This window comes from Streptomyces sp. NPDC107522, from assembly GCF_055657525.1.
The window spans coordinates 79864-105989 of the sequence record NZ_JBVKAU010000004.1 but is presented as its reverse complement, the minus strand read 5'-3'; the positions used below and the strand labels follow the sequence as shown (position 1 = coordinate 105989).

Genomic DNA, 26126 nt, shown 5'->3' with positions numbered 1-26126 from the left:
ATGAGTACTGACACCCGTTCCGCCGGTACCGAGTTGAAAGGAACCATCGAGCTGACGATCGCCATGGTGCTCTCCGGCACCCTCGGCATCTTCGTCATCGAGTCCGGCGCCTCACCGTTCAACGTCGTCTTCTTCCGGTGCGTCTTCGGAGCCGTCGCCCTGGGCCTGTACTGCCTGGTGCGCGGGTTCTTCAAGAACCACGGCTTCACCCCGAAGAAGCTGGGCCTCGCGGCCCTGGGCGGCGTCTTCATCGTCTTCAACTGGGCCTTCCTCTTCGAGGCCTACGAGTCGACGTCGATCTCCGTGGCCACCGTCGTCTACCACACGCAGCCGTTCTACGTGGTGCTGCTGGGCACACTGCTGTTCCGGGACAAGCTGACCGCCACCAAGTTCGGCTGGCTGGGGGTCGCCTTCGTCGGGCTGATCCTGGTCGCCGGAGTCTCCGTGTCCGACTTCCAGGACAGCGGCCAGAGCGCGTATCTGATCGGTCTCGGCCAGGCGCTGCTGGCCGCCCTCTTCTACGCCTTCGCCACCGTCATCACCAAGCGGGTGACCGGGGTCAAGCCCCACCTCGTCGCGCTGATCCAGGTGACGCTGGGCATCCCCTTGCTGCTGCCCTTCGCCTCCTTCGCCGACATGAACGGCCTCGGAGCGGACTGGGGCTGGCTGGTCGGCCTCGGCCTGATCCACACCTGCCTGATGTACATCCTCATGTACTCCTCGTACCAGAAGCTGCCCACCCCGAAGATCGCCGTCCTGGCCTTCATCTACCCGGCGGTCGCCATGCTCTGCGACTGGGCCGTGTACGGGCACAGCATCAGCCTGCTGCAGGCGCTGGGCATTCCGCTGATCGTCGCCGCGAGCCTCGGCGTCAACCTCGGCTGGCGGCTCACCCCGCGCCGCAGCGACACCCCGTCCGCCTCCCGCACCCGGGCCGTGCCGACCGCTGTCACCGCCTCCGCCGCTGCCCCCGCCTCCTCTGCCACCGCCTCTGCCCCCTCCGCCGAGAAGATCACGACGGGAGAGTCCCGATGACCCTGATAACGGACCCCGCGGAGCCCACCGCGCCCCGCATCGCCATCGTCGGAGCCACCGGTGCCGTGGGCAGCACCCTGATCGAGCTCATCGAGGAACGCGGCCTGCGCTACCGCGAGTTGCACCTCGTCGCCTCCTCCCGCTCGGCGGGCCGGATGCTCACGGTGGACGGAGCGAAGTACGAGGTCCAGGCGATCGAGACCTTCGACTTCTCCCAGGCCGACGTGGCCTTCTTCTCCGCCGGCACGTCGGTGAGCGAGAAGTGGGTGCCCGTCGCCACCGCCGCCGGCACCCTGGTGATCGACAACACCATCGCCTTCCGCATGGACCCGGACTCGCCCCTCGTCGTGCCGCAGGTCAACGCGCACGAGCTCGACCGGCGCCCGAAGAGCGGCGTGATCGCCAACCCCAACTGCTCCACGATCCCCCTGGTCCGGCTGCTGCGCGGCGTCGAGGACCGGTGGGGCATCCGGCACGCGGTGGTCAGCACCTACCAGGCCGCCTCCGGCCTCGGTTACACCGGCGTGGAGGAGCTGCAGGAGTCCACCCTCGCGTCCCTGAACGGCCCGGACTCCGCCTTCGAGCCGGAGCACTTCAAGCCGTCGCTGGCCTTCAACGTCATACCGAAGATCGACCGCTTCCTGGACTCCGGCTTCACGCTGGAGGAGCAGAAGATGCTCCAGGAGTCGCGCAAGATCCTCGGAATGCCGCACCTGGACGTCACGACCACCTGTGTCCGCGTCCCCGTCGTGAACTGCCACTCCGAGGCGGTCTACATCGAGTGCCACGAGCCGGTGGACCGCGCCGAACTCGTCGAGGTCCTCGGCGGCCTTCCGGAGGTCACCGTCCACGACCGGACGGACCTGAAGGAGTTCCCGACGCCGGCGACCGTGGGCAGCTCGGACCACGTCCACGTCGGCCGGGTCCGGATCACGCAGAGCAATCCCCGCGCCTTCTGGCTGTGGCTGGTCGCCGACAACCTGCGTATCGGTGCCGCCCTCAACGCCTTCCAGATCGCCGAGGAACTGCTGGAACGGGGCACCCTGTGACCACTCCGGCCGTGCTGAAGTTCGGCGGCTCCAGCTTCCGTACCCTCGCGGCGTACGGATCGCTCGCCGAGGCTCTCGGGCGCCGTGTCGACGCGGAGGGCACCAAGCTGGTCGTCGTGGTCAGCGGACAGCCCGGGGAGACCGAGCAGTTCCGGGAGCGGCTCAGCCAGATCAACCCGCACCCCGAGGACGAGACCGTCGCCGGCCTGCTGACCCTGGCCGACACCATCGGGGCGCAGCTGCTCGCCACCGCCCTGCACCGGCAGGGCCGCCGCGCCACCGTGCTCGCCGGCCACCAGCTGGGGCTCGTCACCAACTCGGCGTTCATGTGGGCGAGGCTGGAGCACTCCGACCCCGGGCCGCTGCAAGACGCCCTGCGGGAGAACGACATCGTGGTCGTCCCCGGTGGACAGGCCGCCGACGCCCAGGGCCGGCCGACCTGGCTCGGCAAGAACAGCTCCGACCTGTCCGCGGTGGCCATCGCCGCCGCGCTCGGCGCCCCGCGCTGCGAGATCCACTCCGACGTGGACGGCATCTACAGCACCGACCCGCACCTCGTCACCGGCACCCGGCTGCTGAAGGAGGTCTCGTACAACATCGCGGCCCTGATGTCGCTGTACGGGGCGAAGGTGCTGCACCGGCGATCCGTACGGCTCGCGCAGAAGCACCGCATCGACATCGTCTGCCGGCTCAACCGCGCCCCGTTCCCGGAGGGCTCGGTGATCGGCACGCGCGGCACGTCGGCCTCCGCCGTCGTGCTCAACCAGCGGTCCACCGTGCTGCGTTACGACTCCGAGGACGAGGCCGACCGCGCCTTCGCCGCCTTCCACGGCGCCAACATCGACACCATCCGCCTGACCACCGGTCCGCTGGTGGCCGTCATCGGCGGCTTCGTCGACCTGGAGGAGTTCCAGCGCCGCCAGGGCCTGATACCCGGCGCCTTCGCGGGGGTTCCGGTCACGGCGCTGCGCGGCAGCAAGGTCGCGACGCATCTCGCCGCGAGCGAGGACGAGGCGCTGCATCTGGCGCAGCGTCTGCACGACGAACTCCAGGACCCCGACGCCCTGTTCCCCGAACCCGAGTTGCTGGGAGTGTGACACCGGATGACCACGCTTGCCGACCACCCGCTCGACGCCGACCGCAGCACCGCCGTATCCGGGACTGCCGCCCCCGCGTCGGTACAGACCTTCTCCCGGATCGAACTGCCCGACGAGGTGCGCGACGCCCTGGGCGCCGGGCTGGCGGAAGTGGGCGACCCGAACGCCGACATCGACTGGTCGATGACCCGCTATCTGCAGATCTTCGCCGGACTGCCGACGCCGATCCTGCAGCAGATCCTCGACTTCGGCCGCCACATCGACACCCCCGGTGTCACGCTGGTCGACAATCTGCCCGTCGACGAGCTACTGCCCGACACCCCCGCCGACGGCGGGCCGAGCCGCGACAAGCGGAGCTTCGTCGCCGAGGGGGTGCTCCTGGGCCTGAGCGGGCTGCTCGGCGAACCCCTGGGTGTACGGACGGAGAAGTCGGGGCAGCTCGTCCACGACGTCATCCCGGTCCCGGGCGGCGCCATGACGCAGACCAACCAGGGCTCGGAAGTCTTCCTCAACTTCCACAGCGACATCATGCACGACGTGATCGGCCGCTACGACGTCGCCAACCCCGACTTCCTGGTGCTCAGTTGCCTGCGCGCCGACCACGAGGGCATCGCCGGCACCCACTACGCCGACGCCCGCGACATCCAGGCGGCGCTCGCCCCGGAGGTGCTGGAGACGCTGCGCTCACCGCTGTTCCGGCTCAACGCACCAGGCAGCTACGTCCGTGACGTCGCCGGGGGTGCGGAGGTGCTCTCCGACCCGGTGCCGTTGATCAGCGGCAACGACGAGTACCCGGAGATCGCCATCTCCGCCAACGGCGTCCAGCCGCTCACCACCGGTGCCCGGGCCGCCCTCGACCGGCTCCAGGAGGTCTGCCGCGCCGTCGCCCACGGCGTCCACCTACGGCCCGGCCAGGCACTCCTGATCAACAACCGCAAGGGCGTCCACGCACGCACCTCCTTCACCGCCCGCTACGACGGCCGCGACCGCTGGCTCCAGCGCACGTACGTACGGCGCAGCCTGTGGAACATCCGCTACCGGGTGACGCCGGAGAACCGCCGCGTGCACTACTGAGCCGGGGTCAGCGCACCACCACGGTCAGGGTCTTCGTCACCGAGAACTCCTTGCTCTCGGCCGACGTGGGACGGTCGTCGTACCCGCAGCGGTAGCAGCCGAAGAGTCTGACCGTGGTCGTGCCCTTCTCCCGGGCGGTGAAGCTGTACCAGTCCTGGCGTTCGGCGGCCGGGTCGCCGCTGATGTACGGCTGCTCGGACTCCAGCCACGCCACCGCGCCGTCCGGCTCCCCGGTGACCTTCCAGATGTAGCCGGGCTGGTTGGAGTAGCGGTTGGCGACGGAGAACTCCTCGCCGGGGCGCACGGTGACCGTGCCCGCGAAGTCTGCTGCACGCCGGCGGGACTTGTCCGGCTCGTCCGCGTCGCTGTACTGCGCCCTCGGGTCCTCCGTCACGACGTTGCCCTGGATGCTGTCCTTGACCTCGACCGGGTACGTCATGGTGCGGTCGCCGTCGATCTCCTTCAGCACGATGCGCGCAGTGCCCGGCTCGAGCGCGCTGAACGTGAAGTAGTGCGTGCCCTTGACGGTCTTCTCGCCCTTGGCGCGCAGGACCTTCGCCGACGCGTCCACGCCGGCGACCTCCCAGTCGGCGGCGTCTCCTCCCGGGCGGACGTGCAGTGAGAAGTCGTGCCCGGTCAGCACGGTGGTCTCCACCGACTGGGAGGCGACGTCGATCTCCCCGTCCGGACCGCGCGGCACGCCGTACAGCGGCTTCGGGAGTGCGCAGCACACCTCGTCGTCGGACACGGCCTCGTACCCGGCGAAGCCGAGCCCGCCCAGTACCACCGCCGTCACGCCGCCGGTCACCCAGAACGTCTTTCTCCTACGCATCGGCCGCAAGGCTAGTCGATCATGAAGGCGCCGAGAACGCTCCACCGGTACCCGGCGTTCACACCTGGCCCGCAGTCACGTCAATCGCCAGCCACGTCACGGGCGTTGACCCGCCTCGGGAGCACCAGCAGAATGAGCGCGCATCGTTGAGAGCGCTCTCAGAACCGAGGGAGACCCATGACCGGCATGACCGACAGGCAGGGCCCGGCGCTCAGCCGTCGCACACTCATCGGGGCCGGCCTCGGCGCGGCGGTGCTCACCGCGGCCGGGACGGGCGCCGCCCAGGCCGGCGTCGACTCCGCCCGGCGCCGAGCCCACGCCTTCCTCGCCGCCGCCATGGACGCCTACCCCGAGCACGGCACCACCCGCCTCGCCCAGAGCTACGCCGACCAGGCCGGACTCTTCAGCACCGCCTTCACCTACGACAACGCCCTGGCGATCCTCGCCCTCCTCGCCGGACGTACCTCCGACGGGCGGGCCCGGGCCGTGGTGCTGGGCGACGCGCTGCTGTACGCCCAGCAGCACGACCCGGCCCACGCCGACGGCCGGCTCCGGCAGGCCTACAACGTGGGGCCGTACACCTTCTACGACGGCTCGCGGCAGCCGGACGGGTTCGTGCGGGCGGACGGGACGGTGAATGTCGGGACGCAGTTCGGGTTCACGGGGACGGCCGTGGGGGACATGGCGTGGGCCGGGATCGCGCTCACCGCGCTGGCCCGGCGGACCGGGGAGCGGCGGTTCCTCGACGGTGCCGTGCGGATCGGGGAGTGGGTCGAGCGCAACGGGCGTACCGACGAACCCCTCGGCGGGTACAAGTTCGGGGTGAACGGGGCCGGCGAGAAGCTGCCGTTCACCTCCACCGAGCACAACACCGACCTCGTCTGCCTCTTCGGGCGGCTCGCCCGGCTCACGGGAGACGGCGTGTGGCGGGAGCGGCGGGCTCGTGCCCGGGCCTTCCTCGAGAAGATGTGGGAGCCGGACGGCGGTTTCTTCTACACCGGAACCAATGACGGGGTGACGGTCAACACATCGCCGATTCCCGAGGACACCCAGACCTGGACCCACCTCGCCCTCGACTCCCGCGCCCACGCCCGGTCGTTGGACTGGGCCGCACGCGAGCTCGCCGTCCTCGACCACGCCGGGCGGCGCAACAGCACGGTGCCCGCGGGGCAGTCGTACGAAGGGGTCACCTTCAGCTCCGCCAGTCTCCTCGCGAACGAGGACGCGCCGATCGCCGACTCGCAGCCCAAGCCCGACCGGAACGGGGTGTGGTTCGAGGGGACCGCTCATCTCGCGCTCGCGCTGCGGGAGCGGCAGGCGCGGGGTGACGAGGTGCGGGCCCGGCGGCTGCTCGACTCCGTCGAGCGGGCTCAGGAGTTGCTGGGCGGTGGTCAGACGGTCGGCGGGCGGGCGCTTCCCGAGCGGTCCGGGGTGGTCTCGGCGAGCAGCCCGCTCGACACCGGGTTCGGGTTCGGGTACTACCCCTACCGGCACCTGGGGGCGACCGCCTGGTATCTGATGGCGGCCGTGCGCTCCAATCCGTTGCGGGCCTGACCCGAGGGCGCCAGGCCGCGGCTGTGGCAGTGGCAGTGGCAGTGGCTCCAGCATCCGTCGCACGAGTGGTCGCGCGGTAGGCGCCACGCGGCCGCAGGGAGAGCCGCCTCAGCAGGCGGCTGTGCGCCCGGTCATGGTCAGCCGACCGGGAGGGGCTGTTCGGCCCAGATCGTCTTGCCGGTGGGGGTCTGGCGGGTGCCCCAGCCCTGGGTGAGCTGGGCGACCATGTGCAGCCCCCGGCCGCCCTCGTCGTAGGTGCGGGCGCGGCGCAGATGCGGGGCCGTGCTGCTGGCGTCGGACACCTCGCAGATCAGGGTGCGGTCCCGGATCAGGCGCAGCCCGATCGGTACGTCGCCGTAGCGGATGGCGTTGGTGACCAGCTCGCTCACCACCAGCTCGGTGACGAACGCCGCCTCCTGAAGACCCCAGGCCGCGAGCTGCCGGGTGGCCTGCGCTCGGGCGTCGGCGACGATCGCCGGGTCGGACGGCAGGGCCCAGGCGGCGACCTGGTCGGCGTGCAGGGCGCGGGTGCGCACGAGGAGGAGGGCGACGTCGTCGGCGGGGCTGTCGGGGAGCAGGTCCTTGAGGATGGCGTCGCAGGTGACCTCCAGCGACGGCACCGGGGTGGCCAGGGCCGCGCAGAGCCGTTCCAGGCCGAGGCCGACGTCGTGCTCACGGTTCTCGATCAGGCCGTCGGTGTAGAAGGCGAGCAGGCTGCCCTCGGGCAGCTCCAGCTCGGTCGCCTCGAAGGGCAGCCCGCCGACGCCGAGCACCGGCCCCGGCGTGAGGCGGACGACGCTGACCGAGCCGTCGGGGAGCAGCACCGCGGGCGGGACGTGTCCGGCGCTCGCCAGGGTGCAGATCCGCGAGACCGGGTCGTAGACGGCGTACAGGCAGGTCGCGCCGATCCCGCCGGTGTACGGCAGGTCCCGGACGATGTGGTCGTCGTCCGAGGTGAGGTGGGTGACCAGGTCGTCGAGGTGGGTGAGCAGCTCGTCCGGGGGCAGGTCCACGTCGGCGAGGGTGCGTACGGCGGTGCGCAGCCGCCCCATGGTGGCGGAGGCGTGGATGCCGTGCCCGACGACGTCGCCGACCACCAGGGCGACACGGGTGCCCGACAGCGGGACCACGTCGAACCAGTCGCCGCCGACACCGGCGCCCGTGCCGGCGGGCAGATAGCGGTACGCCACCTCGACGGCCGCTTGCTTCGGCAGGTCGCGGGGGAGCAGGCTGCGCTGGAGGGTGAGGGCGTTGGTGCGCTCGCGGGTGTAGCGGCGGGCGTTGTCCACGCCGACGGCGGCCCGGCCCGCGAGCTCCTCGGCGAGGATCAGGTCGTCGTGCTGGAAGGGTGCGGAGTCCTTGCCGCGGACGAAGACCGCGACGCCGAGGGTGATGCCCCGGGCGCGCAGCGGGGCGGCCACCACGGAGTGGAAGCCGTGGTCGCGGACGATGGCGGCCCGCGCCTCGTGCTCGCCGACCCAGCGGGCGAAGTCGGGGTCGTCCGCGCCGCTGAGCAGCGGACGGCCGCTGGTCAGGGAGCGGGCGGGCGGCGAGAACGGGGGATAGGTGTCGATCCCGCCGAGGTCGACGGCGGCCTCGGGCACGCCCTCGCCCTCGGAGGAGGACTGGTGGGCGACCCGGCGCAGCACCACGGCGGCGTCGACCGGCCCCGGCACCGGCTCCTCCCCGCGCATCACCGAGTCGAGCAGGTCCACGCTGGCGAAGTCGGCGAGCCGCGGGACGGCCAGGTCGGCGAGTTCCTGGGCGGTGCGGGTCACGTTCAGCGTGGTGCCGATGCGGGTGCCCGCCTCGTTCAGCAGGGCAAGCCGCTGCCGGGCGGCGTGCTGCTCGCTGCTGTCGAAGGCGGCAGTGCCGACGCCGGCCACCTCGCCGGTCCCGGGGTCCCGCACGGGCCACAGCTCGACGATCCAGGAGCGCTGCCGGGCGGCGGCGTGCGGCGCCGGGGCGAACCCCTCGTACCGCATCGGCATGGCCTCCTCGGCGACGTGCCGTACGCAGCGGAGGAAGCCCTCGTCGGAACGGGCCCGGCCGAGCGGGTCGGCCTGAGCGACCGCGTTCAGCCGCCACGATCCCGACGCGGCGCTGTAGGTGGACAGGGCGATCGAGGACTGGGCGAAGGCCCACTCCACCATCCGCCGGTCACGCTCCGAGGCGGGCGTTCCCGTGGTGGCGGTGATGACGAACGCCTGGGTCGCCCCGGCGCTGTCCAGCAGGGGATGGGCGTGCAGGGTCAGCTCGACGCGGTGGCCGTCGCGGTGCCTGAGGACCGCGGTGCCGCTCCACTCCGGGGAGTTCACCGGGGAGAAGCCGGTCGCCTCCCGGTCCACGAGGAGGTCGGCCGCGGCCCGTCCCACCACCTCGGCGGGGCGGTACCCCAGCAGCCGCCGGGCGCCCTCGCTCCACCCCGTGACGATGCCCTCCAGGCTGATGGTGGCTGTCGCGGCATCTGGTGACCACCCGTTGTGACCGAGGTTGGGATCAGAAGTGGTCATTCTTGCTCAATTCGCGCTGGTGATGTTACTCACGGTTCCAGCGTGCGCGTCGCGCGAGAATCGGACAAGTCGGATTCCCGTGCATGGATTTCGCGCCGGAGGCGAGCGCGGAGACGGCACGGAAACGGCACGTGGATGACATGGAGACGGGTGGAGGAGTCGGGCCATGGGCTATTCCGGAACGCCGCTCGCCAGGAAGATCGGCATCAAGCCGGGCCACCGGGTCCGGCTCCGTCACGCGCCGGCCCCCTGGGACATTCCCGGGCTGCCGGAGGGCTGCGACGTGGCCGAGGGCAGCCCGCGCGGCGCGGATGTCGCCGTCGCGTTCTATCGGTCGTACGGCGATCTCGTCGCCGAAGGCCCCGCGCTGGTCGGCGACCTCGCCGACGACGCCATGCTGTGGATCGCCTGGCCCCGGCGGGCGGCCGGCCATGTCAGCGACATCACCGAGAACGCGCTGCGGGACGTCTTCCTCCCGCTGGGCGTCGTCGATGTGAAGGTCGCGGCGCTGGGGGAGGACTGGTCGGGCCTGAAGTTCGTACGGCGCAGGGAGAGCCGCCGTACCTAACCCGCAGCCCGCAGCCCGGCAAAACGGCGAACGGAAGACGTCCTTACCGTGAACCACTAGCATCGCGCCGGTAATCGCAGCCGGGACGAGGTGGGTGCAGGCCATGACGGAACCGAGGATCGCCGTCGCCGTGGTGACGATGGGCAACCGTCCCGCCGAGGTCGACGCACTGCTCGAGTCCGTGGCCAAACAGGACCTCGCCCCCGACCGGATCGTCATCGTGGGCAACGGCTGCCCGCTGCCCGAGTTCGCCGAGCGGCTGTCGCTGCCCGGCGAGGTGACGGCGATCGAGCTCGACGAGAACCTCGGCTGCCCCGGTGGCCGGAACGCGGCCCTCGCCCGCCTGCGCGAGTTCGGCGACGTCGACGTCGTGGTCGAGCTGGACGACGACGGGCTCCTCGTCGACGCCGACGTACTGCGCCGGGTGCGGGATCTGTACGCCGCCGACGACCGGCTCGGCATCGTCGGCTTCCGCATCGCCGACGAGAACGGCGAGACACAGCAGCGGCACGTGCCCAGGATCGGCAAGTCGGATCCGCTCCGGGGCGGCTACGTCACCGGCTTCCTCGGCGGCGGCCACGCGCTGAGCATGGCGATGCTGGCCGAGACCGGGGACTGGCCCGCCGAGTTCTTCTTCGCCCACGAGGAGACCGACCTGGCCTGGCGGGCCGCCGACGCGGGCTGGCGCATTCTGTACGCCCCCGAGCTCCTCCTCCAGCATCCGAAGACCTCGCCCGCCCGGCACGCCATCTACTACCGGGTGAACGCCCGCAACCGAGTCTGGCTGACCCGCCGCCGGCTGCCGCTCGCCCTCATCCCCGTCCACCTGGGCGTCTGGGTCCTGCTCACCCTCGCCCGCAACCGGTCGCTGGGCGGTCTGCGTGCCTGGTTCGGCGGCTTCCTGGAGGGCGTACGGGAACCGGCGGGCGAGCGACGGCCCATGCGGTGGCGGACGGTGTGGCGGCTGTGCCGGCTGGGACGGCCGCCGGTCATCTGACCGGCACAGGTCCGAGCGGGGCCGGGTGAGCGGCGCCAGGTGAACGGGGTCGGGAGCGGGATGCGGGCCCCGGCCGTTCACCTCTGCCGACCGGGACCCGTATCCCCGGATCCGGCCACGGCGGCGGCACTCCCCCGAGCTGCGCGTTCTACGCGCGCGCCGTCGGGTCGGATCCGATGTAGTGATCAGATTAAGCCATGCCGGGCGATGATTGACATCCGGTCAACATCGTCCGCACAGGGCCCCGTTCGGTCGACCGTCCCTCCCAACCTGCACAGATCACTTCGCATCGGCATAACACTCCACCACCGCCGTGGTGAACGGAAACCGCACGGGCGTCCGACCGAACGTCAGCCGCCCGGCCAGCTCCGCCGCCTCGCGGATCGCCACCACGACCGCCTCGGCCTCCTCCTCGGGACAGTGCACGATCACCTCGTCGTGCTGGAAGAAGACCAGTTCCGCCGCCATGCCCGCGCAGGCCTGCCGCAACGCGGCGAGCAGCAGCAGGGCCCAGTCGGCCGCGCTGCCCTGGACGACGAAGTTGCGGGCGAAGCGGCCCCGGGCGCGGGCGTTGGTGGAGGCGTAGCCCGGCACCCACTCCTGCGGTCCGGATCCGTCGGCCGACTCGGCCTCGGTGTCCGGTATCGGGATCCCCGCCTCCTCGGCCGCGTCGTCCGTCGCCCCCGCCGCCGGCGGACAGGTCCGCCCCAGCCACGTCCGCACGAGCCGCCCCTCCTCACCGGCCCGCGCCGCCTCGTCGACGTACGCCACCGCCTTGGGAAAACGGCGTCTGAGCGCGGCGAGGTTCTTCAGCCCGTCGCCGGAGGTCTGCCCGTAGACGGCGCCCAGCACGGCGAGCTTGGCCTGCGCGCGATCTCCGGAGAAGGCGCGGTCGGAGACGGACTGGTACAGGTCGGTCTCCCGCCCGGCCACCTCCATCAGCCCGGGGTCCCGGGAGATCGCGGCGAGCACCCGCGGCTCCATCTGGTCCGCGTCGGCCACGACGAGCCGCCAGCCGGGGTCGGCGACGACCGCACGCCGGATGACCTTCGGGATCTGCAGCGCACCCCCGCCGTTGGTCACCCACCGCCCGGTGACCGTGCCGCCCGCGAGGAACTCCGGCCGGAACCGCCCGTCACGCACCCAGTCCTGCAGCCAGGACCAGCCGTGGGCCACCCAGATCCGGTACAGCTTCTTGTACTCGACGAGCGGCTTCACGGCTGGATGGTCGAGGGACTCGATCTCCCAGCGCCGGGTCGATCTGATCCTGATCCCGGCCTGCGCGAAGGCCTTGATCACATCGGCCGGCAGATCGGGCCGCACCCGGCGCCCGAAGGCGGCCGACACCTCGTCCGCCAGCTCGGCCAGCCGCCGTGGCTCCCCGCCCCCGGCGTACCGCTCGCCGAGCAGTTCGTGCAGCACCCGGCGGTGCACCTCGGCGCTCCACGGCAGCCCGGCCCGGTTCATCTCGGCGGCGACGAGCATGCCCGCCGACTCGGCCGCCGTCAGCAGCCGCATCCGCTCGGGGTGCGCGGCCCTGTCGTGCCGGCGCTGCTGGTCGGCGTAGACCTCGACGAGGTCGGCGAGCGGCACATGGACCGCCTGCGGCTCGAAGAGCGGGGACTGCGAGCCGGGTTCGGCCGCACGCTGGGGCGGATCGGGCGGTACGGGGCGCCCGCGCAGCCGGGCCAGGGCCGCGGCGGCCGACCTGGGCTCCCCGTACCGCCCCTCGTGACCGAGCAGGAGCGTCTCGGCGTCCTCGATGTCGTAGCACCGCTCCACTCGCACCCCCGTGGCGAGCAGGCGGGGATAGACCTCGGCGGTGGACCGCCACACCCACCGCGTGACCTCCGGCCGCCCGCGCACGGCCTCGGCCAGGTCCGCCTCCCACCGCACCGGCCCGGCGAGCAGCCCGTCCGGACCGAGGGGGGCGATCTCCACGCCGCCGTCCTCGGCCGGAGCGAGCGCCCACCGGTCGGTCATGCTGCGAGTGTGGCACCCGGGTCTGACAACGGCTTCAGCTCTGCGCCTCGCCCTCCTCGGTGAACGTCATCTTCAGCGTGGCGAGTGCCGCGGCGAGGTACTCCTCCGTCGCGGCTTTGGTGAGGCCGAGGCCCGACAGGACGCCCTCGCCGTTCTCGAACTCCAGCAGGGCGAGCAGGAGATGCTCGGTGCCGATGTAGTTGTGGCCGAGGCGCAGGGCCTCGCGGAAGGTGAGTTCCAGGACCTTCTTGGCGTCGGAACCGTACGGGACGAGGTCCGGGGCCTCCTCGACGGCCGGCGGCAGCACGGCGGTGGCCGCTTGCCGCACCGTGTCCAGGAGGACGCCCTGCGCGGCGACGGCCTTGGCGGCGAGTCCCTCCGGTTCGGCCAGCAGGCCGAGGACGAGGTGTTCGGGGCGGCCCTCGGGATTACGGGCGGCGACGGCCTCGTTGTGGGCGGCCATGACCACGTTGCGGGCGCGCGGGGTGTACCGCTGGAAGCCCTGGCTGGGGTCGAGGTCGGTCGACTCCTTCGGCACGAACCGCTTCTGCGCGGCCTGCCGGGTGACGCCCATGCTCTTGCCGATGTCGGTCCAGGAGGCCCCCGACCGCCGCGCCTGGTCCACGAAGTGGCCGATCAGGTGGTCGGCCACGTCGCCGAGGTGATCGGCGGCGATCACCGCGTCCTCGAGCTGGTCGAGGGGCTCCTGGTGGGCCTTCTTGATGGCCGCGATGAGTTCGTCGAGACGTACGGATGACGTGATGCTCGGGTTCGTCGACATGTGTCAACCGTAGGTTGACAGCCTCCGAGCGTCAACCCATGGTTGACAGTCACTTCGGCGAGGTGGCCACCAACCGCACCGCCAGCCCCGTGAACACCGTCCCGGAGACGATGTTCAGCCACCGGTTCACCCGCGCACTGCGCCTGAGGAGGTCGGCCAGCCGCCCGGCGAGCAGCCCCACGAAGCCGTCCCACAGGAACCCCATGACGACGAGCGTGATGCCCAACAGCAGGAGCTGGCCGGGCACATGGCCGAGGGACGGATCCACGAACTGGGGCAGGAACGCCACGTTGAAGAGGATCACCTTGGGGTTGAGCAGATTGGTGACGGCCCCCTGCCAGAAGGCCCGCCGCATCCCCTTCCCGGCGCCCGCGGCGCTTTCCTCGCCCGGCACCGAACGATCCCGAAACGCCTTCACCGCCAGGTACAGCAGATACGCCGCACCCACCCAGCGCAGCACGTGATACAGCGTCGGCAGTGTCGTGAACAGCGCCGACAGCCCGAGCGCGGCTGCCACCGTGTGTACGAGCATGGCGCAGGCCACGCCGAACGCGGCCATCACTCCGGCGGCGGGCCCGCCCCGGCCGCCCATCGCCACGATGAACATCATGTCGGGGCCCGGGGTGATGCAGAGCGCGAAAGCAGCGATCAGGAACGCCGCGTAGAGAGACATGTCCACCATGCCGCCATGCTCGAAGCCCGGCGGCACGCGGGCGACCGAATTCCGGGGAGTGAGACCATCGCCGGGTGAGCAGCACGAACAGGACGAGCGGCCCGCCCGGCACCGTCGACCGCGCCTTCGAGGCCGCCCTCTACGACACCGGCCACACCGCCCTCGACACCGGCGCCTCCCTCCTCGCCGCCGACCCGGCCGCGGACGCCGAACTCGTCCGGCGCGGCCAGGAGTTCGTGGCGGCCGCCTGGCGCCGCGGCTGGCAGCCCGCCGACGTCGTACGGCTCGTGCGGCGCGACCTGGACGACATCCACGTACAACTGCTCTCGGCGCTGATCCGCGCGCAGCAGCCGTACGACCGCCCCCGCGGCCCCCGCTGGACCGCACAGCTCGACGACCTGCCCACCGAGGCCCCGCCCCGCACCGACCGCTTCTCGCACGCGACGGCCGTCCTGGAGCTGTACCGCCTCCTGCTGCGCCTGCCGACCCTGGAGCCCCTGGAGGAGGCGGCCGAGCCGGCCGCCAGGTCCGCCAGGCCGGAGTCCCGCATGCTCACCCGCATCCGCGCGCTGCTGGCGAAGGCGGAGGCGACCGGCTTCCCCGAGGAGGCGGAGGCGCTCAGCGCCAAGGCGCAGGAGCTGATGGCCCGGCACAGCATCGACGAGGCGCTGATCGCGGCCCGCGAGCACGCCGCGAAGGACGCCCCGGGCGCCTGCCGGATCGGCGTGGAACCGCCGTACGAGCAGGCCAAGGCCGTCCTGCTGGACGCGGTGGCGACCGCCAACCACTGCCGTGCCGTGTGGAACGAACCCTTCGGCTTCTCCACTGTCGTCGGCTTCGAGGCCGACCTGGAGGCGGTCGAACTCCTCTACACCTCGCTCCTCGTGCAGGCCCAGACCGCGATGACGAAGGCGGAGGCGGCCCAGCGCGCGGGCGGCCGCAAGCGCACCAAGACCTTCCGCCAGTCGTTCCTGGCGGCCTACGCCCACCGCATCGGCACCCACCTGGCCGCGGCGGCGCAGACCCAGGTCACCCAGGACCTGCTCCCGGTCCTCGCCTCCCGCGAGGTCGCGGTCACCGACCGCCTGGACCGCATGTTCCCGGAGACGACGACGACCCGTCTGCGCGGCGTCAGCGACGAGGCGGGCTGGGTCGAGGGCGCGCAGGCGGCCGACCGGGCGCAGGTGGAAAGCCGCGCCCGGCTCAGTCCCCGGCCCGGACGAAAGGACTGACCGAGGCCTTCAGGGCGCCCGGGTTGTCCTCTCCCCGGACCGGTCCGTACGACCACTTGTAGCTCTGCTGGGCCGTCGCCCCGGGCAGGCCGATCTTCAGCGTCCTCGCGTCCAGGGTGTCCTTGGCGCCGGCCTCGCCGCGCTCGTAGGTGATGGTGAACGTGGCCGCGGCGCCCTCGTCCAGGGTCAGCTTCACGGCCTTGGCGCCCTTTGCCGGCTGGAGACTCGTCGACATGCCGGAGGCGTACAGGTCGACGCCCGGGAAGCCCTCCAGCGTGCACCGGGGGCCCTTGTTGGTGAGGGTGACGGGCACGTTGCCGGTGTCCCCGGCGGCCGGGGCGGCGTTCGCGGGCCCGACCTGCAGGGCCATCTTGCCGATCGCGCAGGCGGAACCGGCTTTGCCGGCCTGGCTGTTGTCCGTGCCGCCGCCGTCCCCGCCGTCGTCGCAGGCGGTCAGGACGAGGGCCGCGGCGAGGGCGGCAGCGACGGTGAGGGAAGTGGCGCGCATGGTGTCCTTCGGGAAGTGACGTCGGCAAGGCAATGACGTCGATGATCGCGTGCGGTCACCGCATCCGCCATCACGAACCCGGAACGGCCGTCGGCAGCCCCGGCGGCAGCTTGCCGCCCTCCGCCTTGGTGTACGTCTCCGCACCGAGGCCGCCCTCCCACGTCACCTTGAGCGACGTCCTGCCGACGGAGTCGACCATCCCGGACGCCCGGTCCTTGTTGCCGTCGGTGCACTTCAGGCGGATCATCCGCATCCCGTCCTGCTCGCCGGCGGTCCCGCTGCACACGGTCCCGCCGGTCGCGAAGAGTCCGGCCTGAGCTCCGTTGACCATGAGCACCACGGCCTTGCCGTCGGTCGTGGCGAGCCAGTTGCCCTCCAGGTCACCGGCGGGGGAGGCCGACCCTCCGGTCCCGCCGCCGGTGTCAGCACTGGTGGTCGCGGAGGGGCCGGCGTCGTCCTTGGCGGCGGAGTCGGAGTCGGAGCCGCCGTCGCCGCTGCACGCGGTGAGGGCGAGCGCACCCGCGAGCGAGGCCGCCACGGCCGCGCCCCGCATCCGCCGGCCCGGCATCGTACGCGTACGCGAGAAAGTCGCCGAGGTCACTGGTAGCTCCCAAGCTGTAGCGGTCGGCATACGGCCGAATCGGCCACCTGACCGAAACGACCGCAGCAAGTTACCAGGGAGTCCCCTCCGCGGCCCCGGAACGTGCCGGACCTACCAGGACGACTTGCGCACCCCCGGCAGATACCCGGCATGCGCCTGCTCCCGCAGCGACACCCGGGACAGCCCGAAGGCACGGAAGTACCCGCGCGGCCGGCCGTCCACCTGGTCCCGGTTGCGCACCCGCGTGGCGCTGGCGTCCCGCGGCTGCCTGCGCAACTCGCGCTGGGCGGCCAGCCGTTCGGCCTCGCTGGACGACGGCCTGCGGATGATCTCCTTCAGCTCGGCCCGCCGCTCGGCGTACCGCGCGACGACCTCCTGCCGCTTCTCGTTCTTCGCGATCTTGCTCTTCTTGGCCATCAGACCTTCACTCCCCGCGCGCGGATACGGGCGACGGCCGCCTCGATCCCGATGACGTCAACGGTCTTGATCCCCTTGGCGCTCAGCCGCAGCCGCACATACCGGCCCTCGCTCGGCAGCCAGTAGCGCTTGGTCTGGATGTTGGGGTCGAAGCGGCGGGACGTCCGCCGATGGGAGTGGGAAATCGTGTTGCCGAAGCCTGGCTGGGCGCCGGTCAGCATGCAGTGGGCGGACACGGGTGACCAACCTCTCCTCGCTCGTCGCTGTTAATGGAATTCATTTTCAGTAAGATAGCAGCATGGCACGCAACGAACTCCGCCCGGTCATCAAGCTCCGGTCCACCGCCGGCACCGGCTACACCTACGTGACCCGCAAGAACCGCCGCAACGACCCGGACCGCATGACCCTGCGCAAGTACGACCCGGTCGCCGGTCGCCACGTCGACTTCCGAGAGGAGCGCTGAGACCGTCATGCGCAAGGGAATCCACCCGTCCTACGGCCCCGTCGTCTTCCGCGACCGCGCCGCGAACCACGCGTTCCTGACCCGCTCCACCCTGGCCGGCGTACCGACCGACAAGACGATCGAGTGGGAGGACGGCAACACCTACCCGGTCGTCGACGTCGAGATCTCGAACGTCAGCCACCCCTTCTACACGGGCACGGCCCGCGTCCTGGACACGGCGGGCCGGGTGGAGCGCTTCGAGCGCCGTTACGGAAAGCAGGGTTAGCGCGGTGCCCGATCTCTCCGTCGTGATCGTCGGCGGACTGCACGCCGACGCCCGCAGGGCGACCGTGGACCAGTTGCTCGCCGACGTCCCCGACAGCCTCGTACTCCACCACGACCTGGCGACGGCCGCCGCCGGCACGGTCGTCCGTACGATCCGCGACGCCACCGGAATCGTCAGCGCCGGCGAGGCGCCCCTCGTCAACGACTGCGCCTGCTGCGCACTGCGCGAGGACCTGGTGCCGGAGCTGCTGCGCATCCGGGACGCGGGCGGCACCCGCATGGCGGTCGTCGAACTGTGGGACTCGGTGGAGCCGAAGGCCATGGCCGAGGTGGTCACGGCCGGCGGGCTGACGGTGACCGGCGTGATCACCGCGGTCGACCCGGCACTGGTCCTGCCGTACCTGGGCAACGGCGACGACCTGGCCGACGGCGGTCTGGCGGCCGCGGCGACCGACCAGCGCACGGTCGCAGACACCTTCGCGCGCCAGCTGGAGTACGCCCCGGTCCTCGCCCTCGCCGACTCCCCGGAGGCCGACGACGAGGACCGCGAACTGCTCGCCCAGCTCCACCCGACGGCCCGCCAGGTCCCGATCACCGAAGGTGGCCCGGCGGCAGCGCCGGCCCCTGTCGCCGCAACCGACGACCTGATGGTTCCGCCCCCACGCCGTCGCCCCCTTTCTCTCCTCGCTCAGGCGGCGTTGGCGGGGTTCGACATCGAATCGGCCGCGGCGGCCCAGCATCCGGCGTGCGCCCTGCTCCCCGCCGAGGCGGACGCGCACGGCGTCTCCACCCTCGTCTGGCACCGCCGCCGCCCCTTCCACCCCGAGCGGCTGTACGCGGCACTGGAGGACCTCACCTGCGCGGCCGCCCGCAGCCGGGGCCGTTTCTGGCTGGCCGACAAGCCCGACGTCCTCCTGCACTGGGACGCGGCGGGCGGCGCCCTGTGCGTGGAGAGCGCCGGCCCCTGGCTGGCCTCGCTCCCCGACGCGGCCTGGGAGATGGTCCCGCCGGTCCGCCGGGCCGCCGCCGCGCTGGACTGGCACCCCGAGCACGGCGACTGCTGCCAGCACCTGGTCTTCACGTCCCCGGGTCTGGACCGTGACGGCCTCTCCGAGCTCCTCGAGTCCTGCCTCCTCACGGACGCCGAGTACGCCGCCGGCCGCGACGCCTGGAAACAACTCCCGCCCGCCTTCGACACCCTCCTGGAGGTCTGACGCCCCATGCCCCGCAACGCCACCCGCAAGCCCGCGAAGCCCCGCCCCAACCCCTTGGACCAGGCCGGCATCATGTACATCGACTACAAGGACACCGACCTCCTCCGAAAGTTCATCTCCGACCGCGGCAAGATCCGCAGCCGCCGAGTCACCCGAGTAACAGCCCAACAGCAACGCCAACTGGCAAAGGCCATCAAGAACGCCCGCGAAATGGCCCTACTCCCGTACACGGCCCGCTAACGCCCGTCCACCCCGCCCCGCATGCCAGCCCCACTCCGAGGTCCCGGCGTGGGGGCTGGGCGGGGCTGGGTCGCGCAGCCCGGCGCTGACGGGGTGCCGCCTCTGTGGGTCGGGAGCCGCCCCAGCGGCACGACTGCCCGCAGCTGCGCAGGCTGCGGCGGACCGCGGCGGGGCGGGGGACAGCCACCAGCTAGGCACGCTGCTGCAGGCGCGCGGCGCTGGCGCTTACCCCCGCAGGGCCCGCAGCCAGGCACGCTGCTGCGGTCACGCGGCGGTGGCGCGTACCCCCACGCACCCGCGGTCGCGTACGGCGGGAAGGGGACGTGTCGGGGGGTGTCCGCCCGCAGTGGCCGGCGTCAACACGCAGCACGTCTTGGCCTGAGTCCAGCCGCCGGTCCGAGGACGGACACCCCCCGGCGCGGCCCCGACCCACCCACCGACCCGCAGGCGCTACGCGCACCCCCACCCAACCCGCACAGGCGCCGCAGGCATCGGCACGCGCACCCCCACCAAACCCCCGCCTGCCCAACTCCGTTTCCCGCCAAGTCACTTGAATGTGGAACAAGAAAGCCGCAGAACGCGTCTCTTGCTAGTGCACGCATGTGACGCGATCCCTGGGGCATGCGCGGGAACGCATATGGAGCCGCGTACGTCACAGGAGTAACCGCAGGAACACCCCGCGTGCACGTGCATCTGCTCATGCAGCTGCACGTGAACAGAGCTATGATCCGGGAGCAGTTGACCACTGCACCAGCGGCACCACCAGCTGCACTACCTCTCGCATCAATGGCCCGAAGCCACCGCACCACCGGGGAGCGACCTGTGGACCACGACGTGTACAACGGCATGGCAGCCACGGCTCTGTCCGGGGTGGCCTGGCAGAAGAGCAGGCACAGCAACTCGCAGGGCTCCTGCGTCGAATTCGCGCGCCTCCCCGGCGGAGACGTGGCCGTACGCAACTCGCGCTTCCCTGACGGCCCCGCCCTCGTCTACACCCGCGCCGAGATAGAGGCGATGCTCCTGGGCATCAAGGACGGCGAGTTCGACCACCTGATCGCCGGCTGACGCACAGGGACAATCGGGGCCTTCCGCACCGTACAGCCGCCCCGACCCCGCGTAACGCGCGTAGAACCGCGGCATCAGCAAGCGCCGCGCACCATCATTCCGCCGAGGCGGACCCTGAGCCCGAGCCCGGGGAAGCCGAAGCCGACGTAGAGGCCGAAGTCGAAGCCGACCCCGCAGCCGCCCCACCCTCCGACGGCCCCTGAACGCGGAACAGTGCCCACACCACCTTCCCGCTGAGCGCCCCCGCCAACGGATGCCACCCCCAGCCGTCACTGAAGGAGTCGACAAGGAACAACCCCCGACCGGACTCCGCCGAGAAGTCGTCGGAGTCGCGCGCAACGGGACTCTCGTGACTGGGATCGCGCACCGCGCACACCAGCCGCTCGGTCCACCGCATCAGATGCAACCGCACGGGCGGTGTCTGCTCGGGTATTCGCTGCGCACCCGCCGGCAGCGCGTGCCGCAGCGCATTGGTCACCAACTCCGAGACCACAAGACAGACGTCGTCGAAGCGATATCCCAGTTCCCACTGGTCAAGAGTGCGCCGCGTGAACTTCCGGGCCTCACGCACCGCTTCGTAGCGGGCCGGCAGAGCACAGGAGGCGGCGTTGGACACGGCTGCGGGATCCAGCGGCGGAAGGCCCTGCCGTAACGGCTCGAGCATGGTCGATCCATTCGTCCCCATGCGAGGCACTCCCGGGAATTCGCGGTCGTTGCGATGCAGCGGTTGCGCGGGACCATGGTTTCGGATGCGCAGAGCAGATGCAAGGGCAGATGCACGTGCACGTGACCGAATTGGACGTTCCCGTACCGCTTCTTGGCCATTTTTTCCGCCAACTTCACGCCCTCTCCTTGCCTTCCGTGTCCCCTCCGTCACTCGTCCCTGACAGGAATCCTTGTCTTCTTTCCATCTCTGTAATCGGACGAGTACTGCTCGAAGTGATTTAGTGGCAGACTGCGGGCCCTGAAGACGGTTGGGGAGGCTGGCGAACGTGAGCGCGGGAGAGCCCGGATCGGTGGTGCGGCGCATGCTGCTCGGCTCGCAACTGAGGCGACTGCGGGAAGCACGCGGGATCACGCGCGAGGCTGCGGGTTACTCGATCCGCGCCTCCGAGTCGAAGATCAGCCGGATGGAGTTGGGCCGGGTGAGCTTCAAGACACGGGACGTCGAAGACCTGCTGACGTTGTACGGCATCACGGACGAGCAGGAGCGCAACTCGCTCCTCTCCCTCGCCCGCGAGGCCAACGTCGCGGGCTGGTGGCACAGTTACTCGGACGTCCTGCCGACCTGGTTTCCCACCTACGTCGGCCTGGAGGGCGCCGCCAGCCTCATCCGCGCCTACGAGGTGCAGTTCGTCCACGGCCTGCTGCAGACCGAGCAGTACGCCCGCGCGGTCGTGCGGCGCGGTATGAAGGGCGCGAGCGAGGCGGACGTCGAGCGGCGCGTGGCGCTGCGCCTGGAGCGGCAGAAGTACCTCGTCTCCGAGAACGCTCCCGAGTTCCACATCGTCCTCGACGAGGCCGCCCTGCGCCGCCCCTACGGCGACCGCGAGGTCATGCGCGGTCAGCTCCAGCACCTGATCGAGATCTCCGAGCACCCGAACGTACGGCTGCAGGTCATGCCGTTCAGCTTCGGCGGCCACTCCGGCGAGTCCGGCGCCTTCACCATCCTCAGCTTCCCGGAGTCGGACCTCTCCGACGTCGTCTACCTGGAACAGCTCACCAGCGCGCTCTACCTCGACAAGCACGAGGACGTCGCCCAGTACGAGAAGGCGATGAAGGAGTTGCAGCAGGACAGCCCGGGTCCGGACGAGAGCCGGGACGTGCTGCGGGGCCTCCTCCAGCTGTCCTAGGGATTCCCCTCGATGAGGAGCGGAGCCCCCCAACTCACTTGAAACACAAGTACGATGACGTGTGATCAGACCGTGAAGTTGATCAAGTCGATCAGTTGATCAGGGTGTCTGCTAGGGATGAGGGATCACATGTCGTCGTACTTCACCGACCTGGCTCAGCAGTACATCGACGGTGAGTGGCGCCCGGGCACCGGCTCCTGGGACATCATCGACTTCAACCCGTACGACGGCGAGAAGCTGGCGTCGATCACCATAGCCACGGTCGACGAGGTGGATCAGGCCTACCAGGCGGCCGCCCGCGCCCAGAAGCAGTGGGGCGCGACCAACCCGTACGCCCGCCGTGCGGTGTTCGAGAAGGCGCTGCGAGTCATCGAGGACCGCGAGCAGGAGATCACCGACGTGATCATCGCCGAGCTCGGCGGCACCCGGCTGAAGGCGGCCTTCGAACTCCACCTCGCCAAGGAGTTCCTGCGCGAGGCGATCCACCTGGCCCTGCGTCCCGAGGGCAAGATCGTCCCGTCGCCGACGGACGGCAAGGAGAACCGCGTCTACCGCGTCCCGGTCGGCGTGGTGGGCGTGATCAGCCCCTTCAACTTCCCCTTCCTCCTGTCGATCAAGTCGGTCGCCCCGGCCCTCGCCCTCGGCAACGGCGTGGTCCTCAAGCCCCACCAGAACACCCCGATCTGCGGCGGCTCCCTGGTCGCGAAGGTCTTCGAGGACGCGGGCCTCCCGGCCGGCCTGCTGAACGTCGTCATCACCGACATCGCGGAGATCGGCGACGCCTTCCTCGAGCACCCGGTCCCGAAGGTCATCTCCTTCACCGGCTCCGACAAGGTCGGCCGTCATGTCGCCACCGTCTGCGCCTCCCACTTCAAGCGCTCGGTCCTCGAACTCGGCGGCAACAGCGCGCTGGTGGTCCTCGACGACGCCGACATCGACTACGCCGTCGACGCGGCGGTCTTCAGCCGGTACGTCCACCAGGGCCAGGTCTGCATGGCCGCGAACCGGGTCCTCGTGGACCGCTCGATCGCGGACGAGTTCACCGAGAAGTTCGTCACCAAGGTGAAGTCGCTGAAGACCGGCGACCCGCGCGACCCGGAGACGGTCATCGGCCCGGTCATCAACTCCTCCCAGGCCGAAGCGATTTCCGGCGCCGTCGCGCAGGCGATCGCCGAGGGTGCGACGGCTCTGGTGCACGGCACGACCACGGACAACCTGGTCGAGCCGTCGGTCCTGACCGGCCTCCCGGCCGACTCGGCGCTCCTGAAGCAGGAGGTCTTCGGCCCGGTCGCCTTCCTCATCCCCTTCGACGGCGAGGAGGAGGCCGTACGCCTGGTCAACGACACCCCGTACGGCCTGAGCGGCGCCGTCCACACCGGCAACATCGAGCGGGGCGTGAACTTCGCCAAGCAGATCGACACCGGCATGTTCCATGTGAACGACGGCACGGTCCACGACGAGCCGATCGTCCCCTTCGGCGGTGAGAAGCACTCCGGCCTCGGCCGCCTGAACGGCGAGACGATGCTGGACGCGTTCACGACGATCAAGTGGATCTCGGTGCAGCACGGGCGCAGCGGCTTCCCGTTCTAACCTGGACCGCATGTCAGCGATCCGTCTCCTAGTGCTCGGCGCGGTCCGTATGCACGGCCGCGCCCACGGCTACCAGGTGCGCAACGACCTGGAGTACTGGGGCGCCCACGAGTGGTCCAACGCCAAGCCCGGCTCGATCTACCACGCCCTGAAGCAGATGGCGAAGCAAGGGCTGCTGCACGCGCACGAGATCGCCCCTTCGACCGCCGGCGGCCCTCCGCGCACGGAGTACGAGGTCACCGAGCAGGGCACCGAGGAGTACTTCCGGCTGCTGCGCGACGCGCTGGTCACCTACGACCAGCGGGGGGACATGAAGACCGCGGCGGTCGGCTTCTTCGTCGACCTGCCACGGGCCGAGGCGGTGGCGCTGCTGAAGGAGCGGACCCGGCGGATCGAGGAGTGGCGGGCCTCGGTCCTCGAGCACTATGTGCCGGAGGACGGTCCCGAGCAGCTGGGACACATCGGCGAGATCATGAACATGTGGGTCCACACCGCGGACTCCGAGGCCGAGTGGACCCGCGGCCTGATCGAACGCGTCGAGGGCGGCGCCTACACGTTCGCCGACGAGGGAGATCCGTTCGTCGGCGTGCTGGCCGAGGGCCAGGAGAACCCGTACGCGACAGGGGAGACCCATCCCGCGGACGCTCTCTAATCAAGTTTGACTACGTGCAGGTCCTGCTTTACCTTTGAGCTGGTAGTCAAGTTTGACTAGCGAGGGAGTCTCAGTGGCCGACGCGGCGATCATCGTCGAAGGGGCACGCAAGAAGTACGGCGGCAAAGCCGGCAAGAACGCACTGGACGGGCTCGACCTCAGCGTCGCGCGCGGCACGGTGCACGCAGTGCTCGGGCCGAACGGCGCGGGCAAGACGACCCTGGTCCGCATCCTGTCCACCCTCCTGCGGCCGGACAGCGGCCGCATCGAGGTGGCCGGGCACGACGTGGTGCGGCAGGCGTACGAGGTACGCCTGCGGATCGGCCTCCTCGGCCAGCACGCGGCCCTGGACGAGGAACTGGGCGGCCATCAGAACCTGGAGATGTTCGGCCGCCTCCACCACCTCGGCGCCCGCCACGCGCGCGTGCGCGCCGACGAGCTCCTGGCGCGCTTCGGGCTCGCCGACACCGGCCGCAAGCCGGTCAAGCAGTACAGCGGCGGCATGCGGCGCCGACTGGACCTGGCGGCCTCACTCATCGGTGGCAGGCACAGCACCGACCCGCAGGTGCTCTTCCTGGACGAACCCACGACGGGCCTGGACCCGCGCGGCCGCGCCGAGGTCTGGTCCGCGGTCCGCTCCCTGGTCGGCGGCGGCACGACGGTCCTGCTCACCACCCAGTACCTGGAGGAGGCCGACCAGCTCGCCGACCGTATCTCGGTCGTCGACGCCGGCCGCGTCATCGCCGACGGCACGGCGGACGAACTCAAGGCGCTCACCGGCGGCGACCGCATCGACGTCGTCCTGCGCGACGCGGGCCACCTGGGCGCGGCCGTGGCCCTGCTGCCCGTACCGAAGGACGACGTACGCGTCGACCCCGACCGCCGCCTGCTCAGCGCCCCGGTCACCGACCGGATGGCGGCGCTCTCCGGCGTCGTACGCGCCCTGGAGGAGGCCGGCATCGAGGCGGAGGACGTCGTACTGCGCCGCCCCACCCTGGACGAGGTGTTCCTGCACCTCACCGCGGACGAGGAGCACGCGCGCGTGAAGGAGGACGCATGACGACCTACGCACTCACCGACTCCTGGACCATGACCCGCCGCGAACTGGCCCACTGGGCGCGGCAACCCGTGCAGGTCGTGGTCAACCTGGTCTTCCCCGTGATGCTGCTGCTGATGTTCGGCTACCTCATCGGCGGCGGCCGGGGCGTCGAGGGCTCGTACATCGACTACCTCGTCCCCGGCATGTTCGCGCTCACCATGGCCTTCGGCCTGGAGGGCACGATGATCGCGGTCACCCAGGACCTCAACAAGGGCGTGATCGACCGCTTCCGGTCGATGCCGATGGCCAACGGGGCGGTCCTGGTGGGCCGTTCGGCGGCCGACATGCTCCAGTCGGCGCTGGTGCTGCTCGTCCTCATGGGCGTCGGGTACGCCCTCGGCTGGCGCGCGGACGGCGGCCCCGGGGCCTTCCTCGGCGCCGTGGCACTCCTCCTGCTCTTCCGCTTCGCCATGCTGTGGATCGGCATCCACCTGGCGCTGGTGGCCGGGAAGCCGGAGATGGTGCAGGCGGTGCAGATCCTGGTCTGGCCGATCGGCTTCCTGTCCAATGCCCTTGCCCTCCCCGGGTCCATGCCCGACTGGCTGGGCACGGTCGTCGAGTGGAACCCGATGTCCCATACGGCGACGGCCGTACGGGACCTGTTCGGCGGTACGGGCACCGAGAGCCTCGGGGCGGCGGTCGTATGGCCGTTGGTGCTCCTGGCGGTGTTCTTCCCGCTGGCCGTACGCCGGTTCGCCCGCCTGAGCCGCTAGGCGCTCCGCTGGTAGAGCCGCGATGGTGCCGCCGATCGTCTGCGGCGCCGTCGTGGCTG

Annotated in this window: 28 protein-coding genes; 18 read left to right on the top strand and 10 right to left on the bottom strand. The window is 71.0% G+C overall.

Annotated elements, in window-relative coordinates; genetic code table 11:
- Genes ACZ7L6_RS14405 through ACZ7L6_RS14390 form a run of 4 tightly spaced genes read left to right on the top strand, consistent with a single transcriptional unit; the run spans nucleotide 1 to nucleotide 4255 of the window.
- A complete protein-coding gene (locus ACZ7L6_RS14405; RefSeq protein WP_471923599.1) occupies nucleotides 1–1035 on the top strand; it encodes a DMT family transporter in 1035 nt (344 codons plus the stop codon).
- Entirely contained in the window at nucleotides 1032–2084 is a 1053-nt protein-coding gene (locus ACZ7L6_RS14400; protein ID WP_471923597.1) for an aspartate-semialdehyde dehydrogenase, read from the top strand. The genes ACZ7L6_RS14405 and ACZ7L6_RS14400 overlap by 4 nt, the downstream gene beginning before the upstream one ends.
- Entirely contained in the window at nucleotides 2081–3181 is a 1101-nt protein-coding gene (locus tag ACZ7L6_RS14395) for an amino acid kinase family protein (protein WP_471923595.1), read from the top strand. The genes ACZ7L6_RS14400 and ACZ7L6_RS14395 overlap by 4 nt, the downstream gene beginning before the upstream one ends.
- A gap of 6 nt (nucleotides 3182–3187) precedes the next feature.
- Nucleotides 3188–4255, top strand: coding sequence for a TauD/TfdA family dioxygenase (locus ACZ7L6_RS14390; RefSeq protein ID WP_471923593.1), 1068 nt, complete (start codon nucleotides 3188–3190; stop codon nucleotides 4253–4255).
- Between the two features lie 7 nt (nucleotides 4256–4262).
- On the opposite strand, the gene ACZ7L6_RS14385 is transcribed toward ACZ7L6_RS14390, so the two are convergent.
- Entirely contained in the window at nucleotides 4263–5087 is an 825-nt protein-coding gene (locus tag ACZ7L6_RS14385) for a hypothetical protein (protein WP_471923591.1), read from the bottom strand.
- A 177-nt stretch (nucleotides 5088–5264) separates the two neighbouring features.
- On the opposite strand from ACZ7L6_RS14385, the gene ACZ7L6_RS14380 reads away from it, so the two are divergent.
- Nucleotides 5265–6641 (top strand): Tat pathway signal sequence domain protein, encoded by a 1377-nt coding sequence (locus tag ACZ7L6_RS14380; protein WP_471923589.1) that lies wholly within the window; start codon nucleotides 5265–5267, stop codon nucleotides 6639–6641.
- 137 nt (nucleotides 6642–6778) lie between these two features.
- On the opposite strand, the gene ACZ7L6_RS14375 is transcribed toward ACZ7L6_RS14380, so the two are convergent.
- Nucleotides 6779–9154: an ATP-binding SpoIIE family protein phosphatase gene (locus ACZ7L6_RS14375; RefSeq protein WP_471923587.1), complete on the bottom strand. Its 2376-nt coding sequence runs from the start codon at nucleotides 9152–9154 to the stop codon at nucleotides 6779–6781.
- Between the two features lie 166 nt (nucleotides 9155–9320).
- Between ACZ7L6_RS14375 and ACZ7L6_RS14370 the strand changes: the two genes are divergently transcribed.
- Nucleotides 9321–9722 carry a DUF3052 domain-containing protein gene (locus ACZ7L6_RS14370; protein ID WP_471923585.1) on the top strand — a complete coding sequence of 134 codons (402 nt, stop codon included), beginning with the start codon at nucleotides 9321–9323 and terminating at the stop codon, nucleotides 9720–9722.
- Between the two features lie 103 nt (nucleotides 9723–9825).
- Nucleotides 9826–10719, top strand: coding sequence for a glycosyltransferase family 2 protein (locus tag ACZ7L6_RS14365; protein ID WP_471923583.1), 894 nt, complete (start codon nucleotides 9826–9828; stop codon nucleotides 10717–10719).
- A 279-nt stretch (nucleotides 10720–10998) separates the two neighbouring features.
- Here the strand turns inward: ACZ7L6_RS14365 and ACZ7L6_RS14360 are convergent, their stop codons facing one another.
- From ACZ7L6_RS14360 to ACZ7L6_RS14350, 3 genes are read right to left on the bottom strand one after another with little or no spacing between them, the layout of a single operon-like run.
- Nucleotides 10999–12702 carry a bifunctional 3'-5' exonuclease/DNA polymerase gene (locus ACZ7L6_RS14360; RefSeq protein ID WP_471923581.1) on the bottom strand — a complete coding sequence of 568 codons (1704 nt, stop codon included), beginning with the start codon at nucleotides 12700–12702 and terminating at the stop codon, nucleotides 10999–11001.
- Between the two features lie 34 nt (nucleotides 12703–12736).
- Entirely contained in the window at nucleotides 12737–13483 is a 747-nt protein-coding gene (locus ACZ7L6_RS14355) for a Clp protease N-terminal domain-containing protein (RefSeq protein WP_471923579.1), read from the bottom strand.
- Nucleotides 13484–13532: 49 nt separating this feature from the next.
- A complete protein-coding gene (locus ACZ7L6_RS14350; RefSeq protein WP_471923577.1) occupies nucleotides 13533–14165 on the bottom strand; it encodes a LysE family translocator in 633 nt (210 codons plus the stop codon).
- A gap of 65 nt (nucleotides 14166–14230) precedes the next feature.
- On the opposite strand from ACZ7L6_RS14350, the gene ACZ7L6_RS14345 reads away from it, so the two are divergent.
- Complete coding sequence (locus tag ACZ7L6_RS14345) at nucleotides 14231–15388, top strand: DUF2786 domain-containing protein (RefSeq protein WP_471923575.1); 1158 nt, start codon at nucleotides 14231–14233, stop codon at nucleotides 15386–15388.
- Here ACZ7L6_RS14345 and ACZ7L6_RS14340 read toward each other — a convergent pair.
- The 4 genes from ACZ7L6_RS14340 to rpmB all read right to left on the bottom strand — a co-directional run bounded on the left by ACZ7L6_RS14340 (nucleotide 15360) and on the right by rpmB (nucleotide 17150).
- On the bottom strand, nucleotides 15360–15896 hold the full coding sequence (locus tag ACZ7L6_RS14340; protein ID WP_471923573.1) for a DUF4232 domain-containing protein: 537 nt from the start codon (nucleotides 15894–15896) through the stop codon (nucleotides 15360–15362). The genes ACZ7L6_RS14345 and ACZ7L6_RS14340 overlap by 29 nt on opposite strands.
- A 70-nt stretch (nucleotides 15897–15966) precedes the next feature.
- Nucleotides 15967–16449 (bottom strand): hypothetical protein, encoded by a 483-nt coding sequence (locus tag ACZ7L6_RS14335; protein WP_471924570.1) that lies wholly within the window; start codon nucleotides 16447–16449, stop codon nucleotides 15967–15969.
- Nucleotides 16450–16608: 159 nt separating this feature from the next.
- Nucleotides 16609–16914, bottom strand: a complete 306-nt coding sequence (gene rpsN, locus ACZ7L6_RS14330) for a 30S ribosomal protein S14 (RefSeq protein ID WP_471923571.1) — start codon at nucleotides 16912–16914, stop codon at nucleotides 16609–16611.
- Nucleotides 16914–17150: a 50S ribosomal protein L28 gene (gene rpmB, locus ACZ7L6_RS14325; RefSeq protein WP_433044952.1), complete on the bottom strand. Its 237-nt coding sequence runs from the start codon at nucleotides 17148–17150 to the stop codon at nucleotides 16914–16916. The genes rpsN and rpmB overlap by 1 nt, the downstream gene beginning before the upstream one ends.
- Before the next feature lie 62 nt (nucleotides 17151–17212).
- Between rpmB and rpmG the strand changes: the two genes are divergently transcribed.
- The 5 genes from rpmG (at nucleotide 17213) to ACZ7L6_RS14300 (ending at nucleotide 20160) form a co-directional block, all read left to right on the top strand.
- A complete protein-coding gene (gene rpmG, locus ACZ7L6_RS14320; protein WP_030573688.1) occupies nucleotides 17213–17377 on the top strand; it encodes a 50S ribosomal protein L33 in 165 nt (54 codons plus the stop codon).
- A gap of 7 nt (nucleotides 17378–17384) precedes the next feature.
- Nucleotides 17385–17642 (top strand): type B 50S ribosomal protein L31, encoded by a 258-nt coding sequence (locus ACZ7L6_RS14315; RefSeq protein WP_433044956.1) that lies wholly within the window; start codon nucleotides 17385–17387, stop codon nucleotides 17640–17642.
- A gap of 4 nt (nucleotides 17643–17646) precedes the next feature.
- Nucleotides 17647–18855, top strand: a complete 1209-nt coding sequence (locus ACZ7L6_RS14310) for a GTP-binding protein (RefSeq protein ID WP_471923568.1) — start codon at nucleotides 17647–17649, stop codon at nucleotides 18853–18855.
- Between the two features lie 6 nt (nucleotides 18856–18861).
- On the top strand, nucleotides 18862–19095 hold the full coding sequence (gene rpsR / locus ACZ7L6_RS14305) for a 30S ribosomal protein S18 (RefSeq protein WP_471923566.1): 234 nt from the start codon (nucleotides 18862–18864) through the stop codon (nucleotides 19093–19095).
- Nucleotides 19096–19941: 846 nt separating this feature from the next.
- Nucleotides 19942–20160 carry a DUF397 domain-containing protein gene (locus ACZ7L6_RS14300; RefSeq protein WP_471924568.1) on the top strand — a complete coding sequence of 73 codons (219 nt, stop codon included), beginning with the start codon at nucleotides 19942–19944 and terminating at the stop codon, nucleotides 20158–20160.
- A gap of 94 nt (nucleotides 20161–20254) precedes the next feature.
- Here ACZ7L6_RS14300 and ACZ7L6_RS14295 read toward each other — a convergent pair whose 3' ends face one another.
- Nucleotides 20255–20824 (bottom strand): ATP-binding protein, encoded by a 570-nt coding sequence (locus ACZ7L6_RS14295; protein WP_471923564.1) that lies wholly within the window; start codon nucleotides 20822–20824, stop codon nucleotides 20255–20257.
- Nucleotides 20825–21188: 364 nt separating this feature from the next.
- On the opposite strand from ACZ7L6_RS14295, the gene ACZ7L6_RS14290 reads away from it, so the two are divergent.
- From ACZ7L6_RS14290 to ACZ7L6_RS14270, 5 genes are all read left to right on the top strand, one after another.
- A complete protein-coding gene (locus ACZ7L6_RS14290; protein WP_471924566.1) occupies nucleotides 21189–22013 on the top strand; it encodes a helix-turn-helix domain-containing protein in 825 nt (274 codons plus the stop codon).
- Between the two features lie 129 nt (nucleotides 22014–22142).
- Nucleotides 22143–23603 carry an aldehyde dehydrogenase family protein gene (locus tag ACZ7L6_RS14285; RefSeq protein ID WP_471924564.1) on the top strand — a complete coding sequence of 487 codons (1461 nt, stop codon included), beginning with the start codon at nucleotides 22143–22145 and terminating at the stop codon, nucleotides 23601–23603.
- A 10-nt stretch (nucleotides 23604–23613) separates the two neighbouring features.
- Nucleotides 23614–24255, top strand: a complete 642-nt coding sequence (locus tag ACZ7L6_RS14280) for a PadR family transcriptional regulator (protein WP_471923562.1) — start codon at nucleotides 23614–23616, stop codon at nucleotides 24253–24255.
- 73 nt (nucleotides 24256–24328) lie between these two features.
- On the top strand, nucleotides 24329–25315 hold the full coding sequence (locus ACZ7L6_RS14275; RefSeq protein ID WP_471923560.1) for an ATP-binding cassette domain-containing protein: 987 nt from the start codon (nucleotides 24329–24331) through the stop codon (nucleotides 25313–25315).
- Nucleotides 25312–26067: an ABC transporter permease gene (locus tag ACZ7L6_RS14270; RefSeq protein WP_471923558.1), complete on the top strand. Its 756-nt coding sequence runs from the start codon at nucleotides 25312–25314 to the stop codon at nucleotides 26065–26067. The genes ACZ7L6_RS14275 and ACZ7L6_RS14270 overlap by 4 nt, the downstream gene beginning before the upstream one ends.
- Nucleotides 26068–26126: the final 59 nt, after the last annotated feature.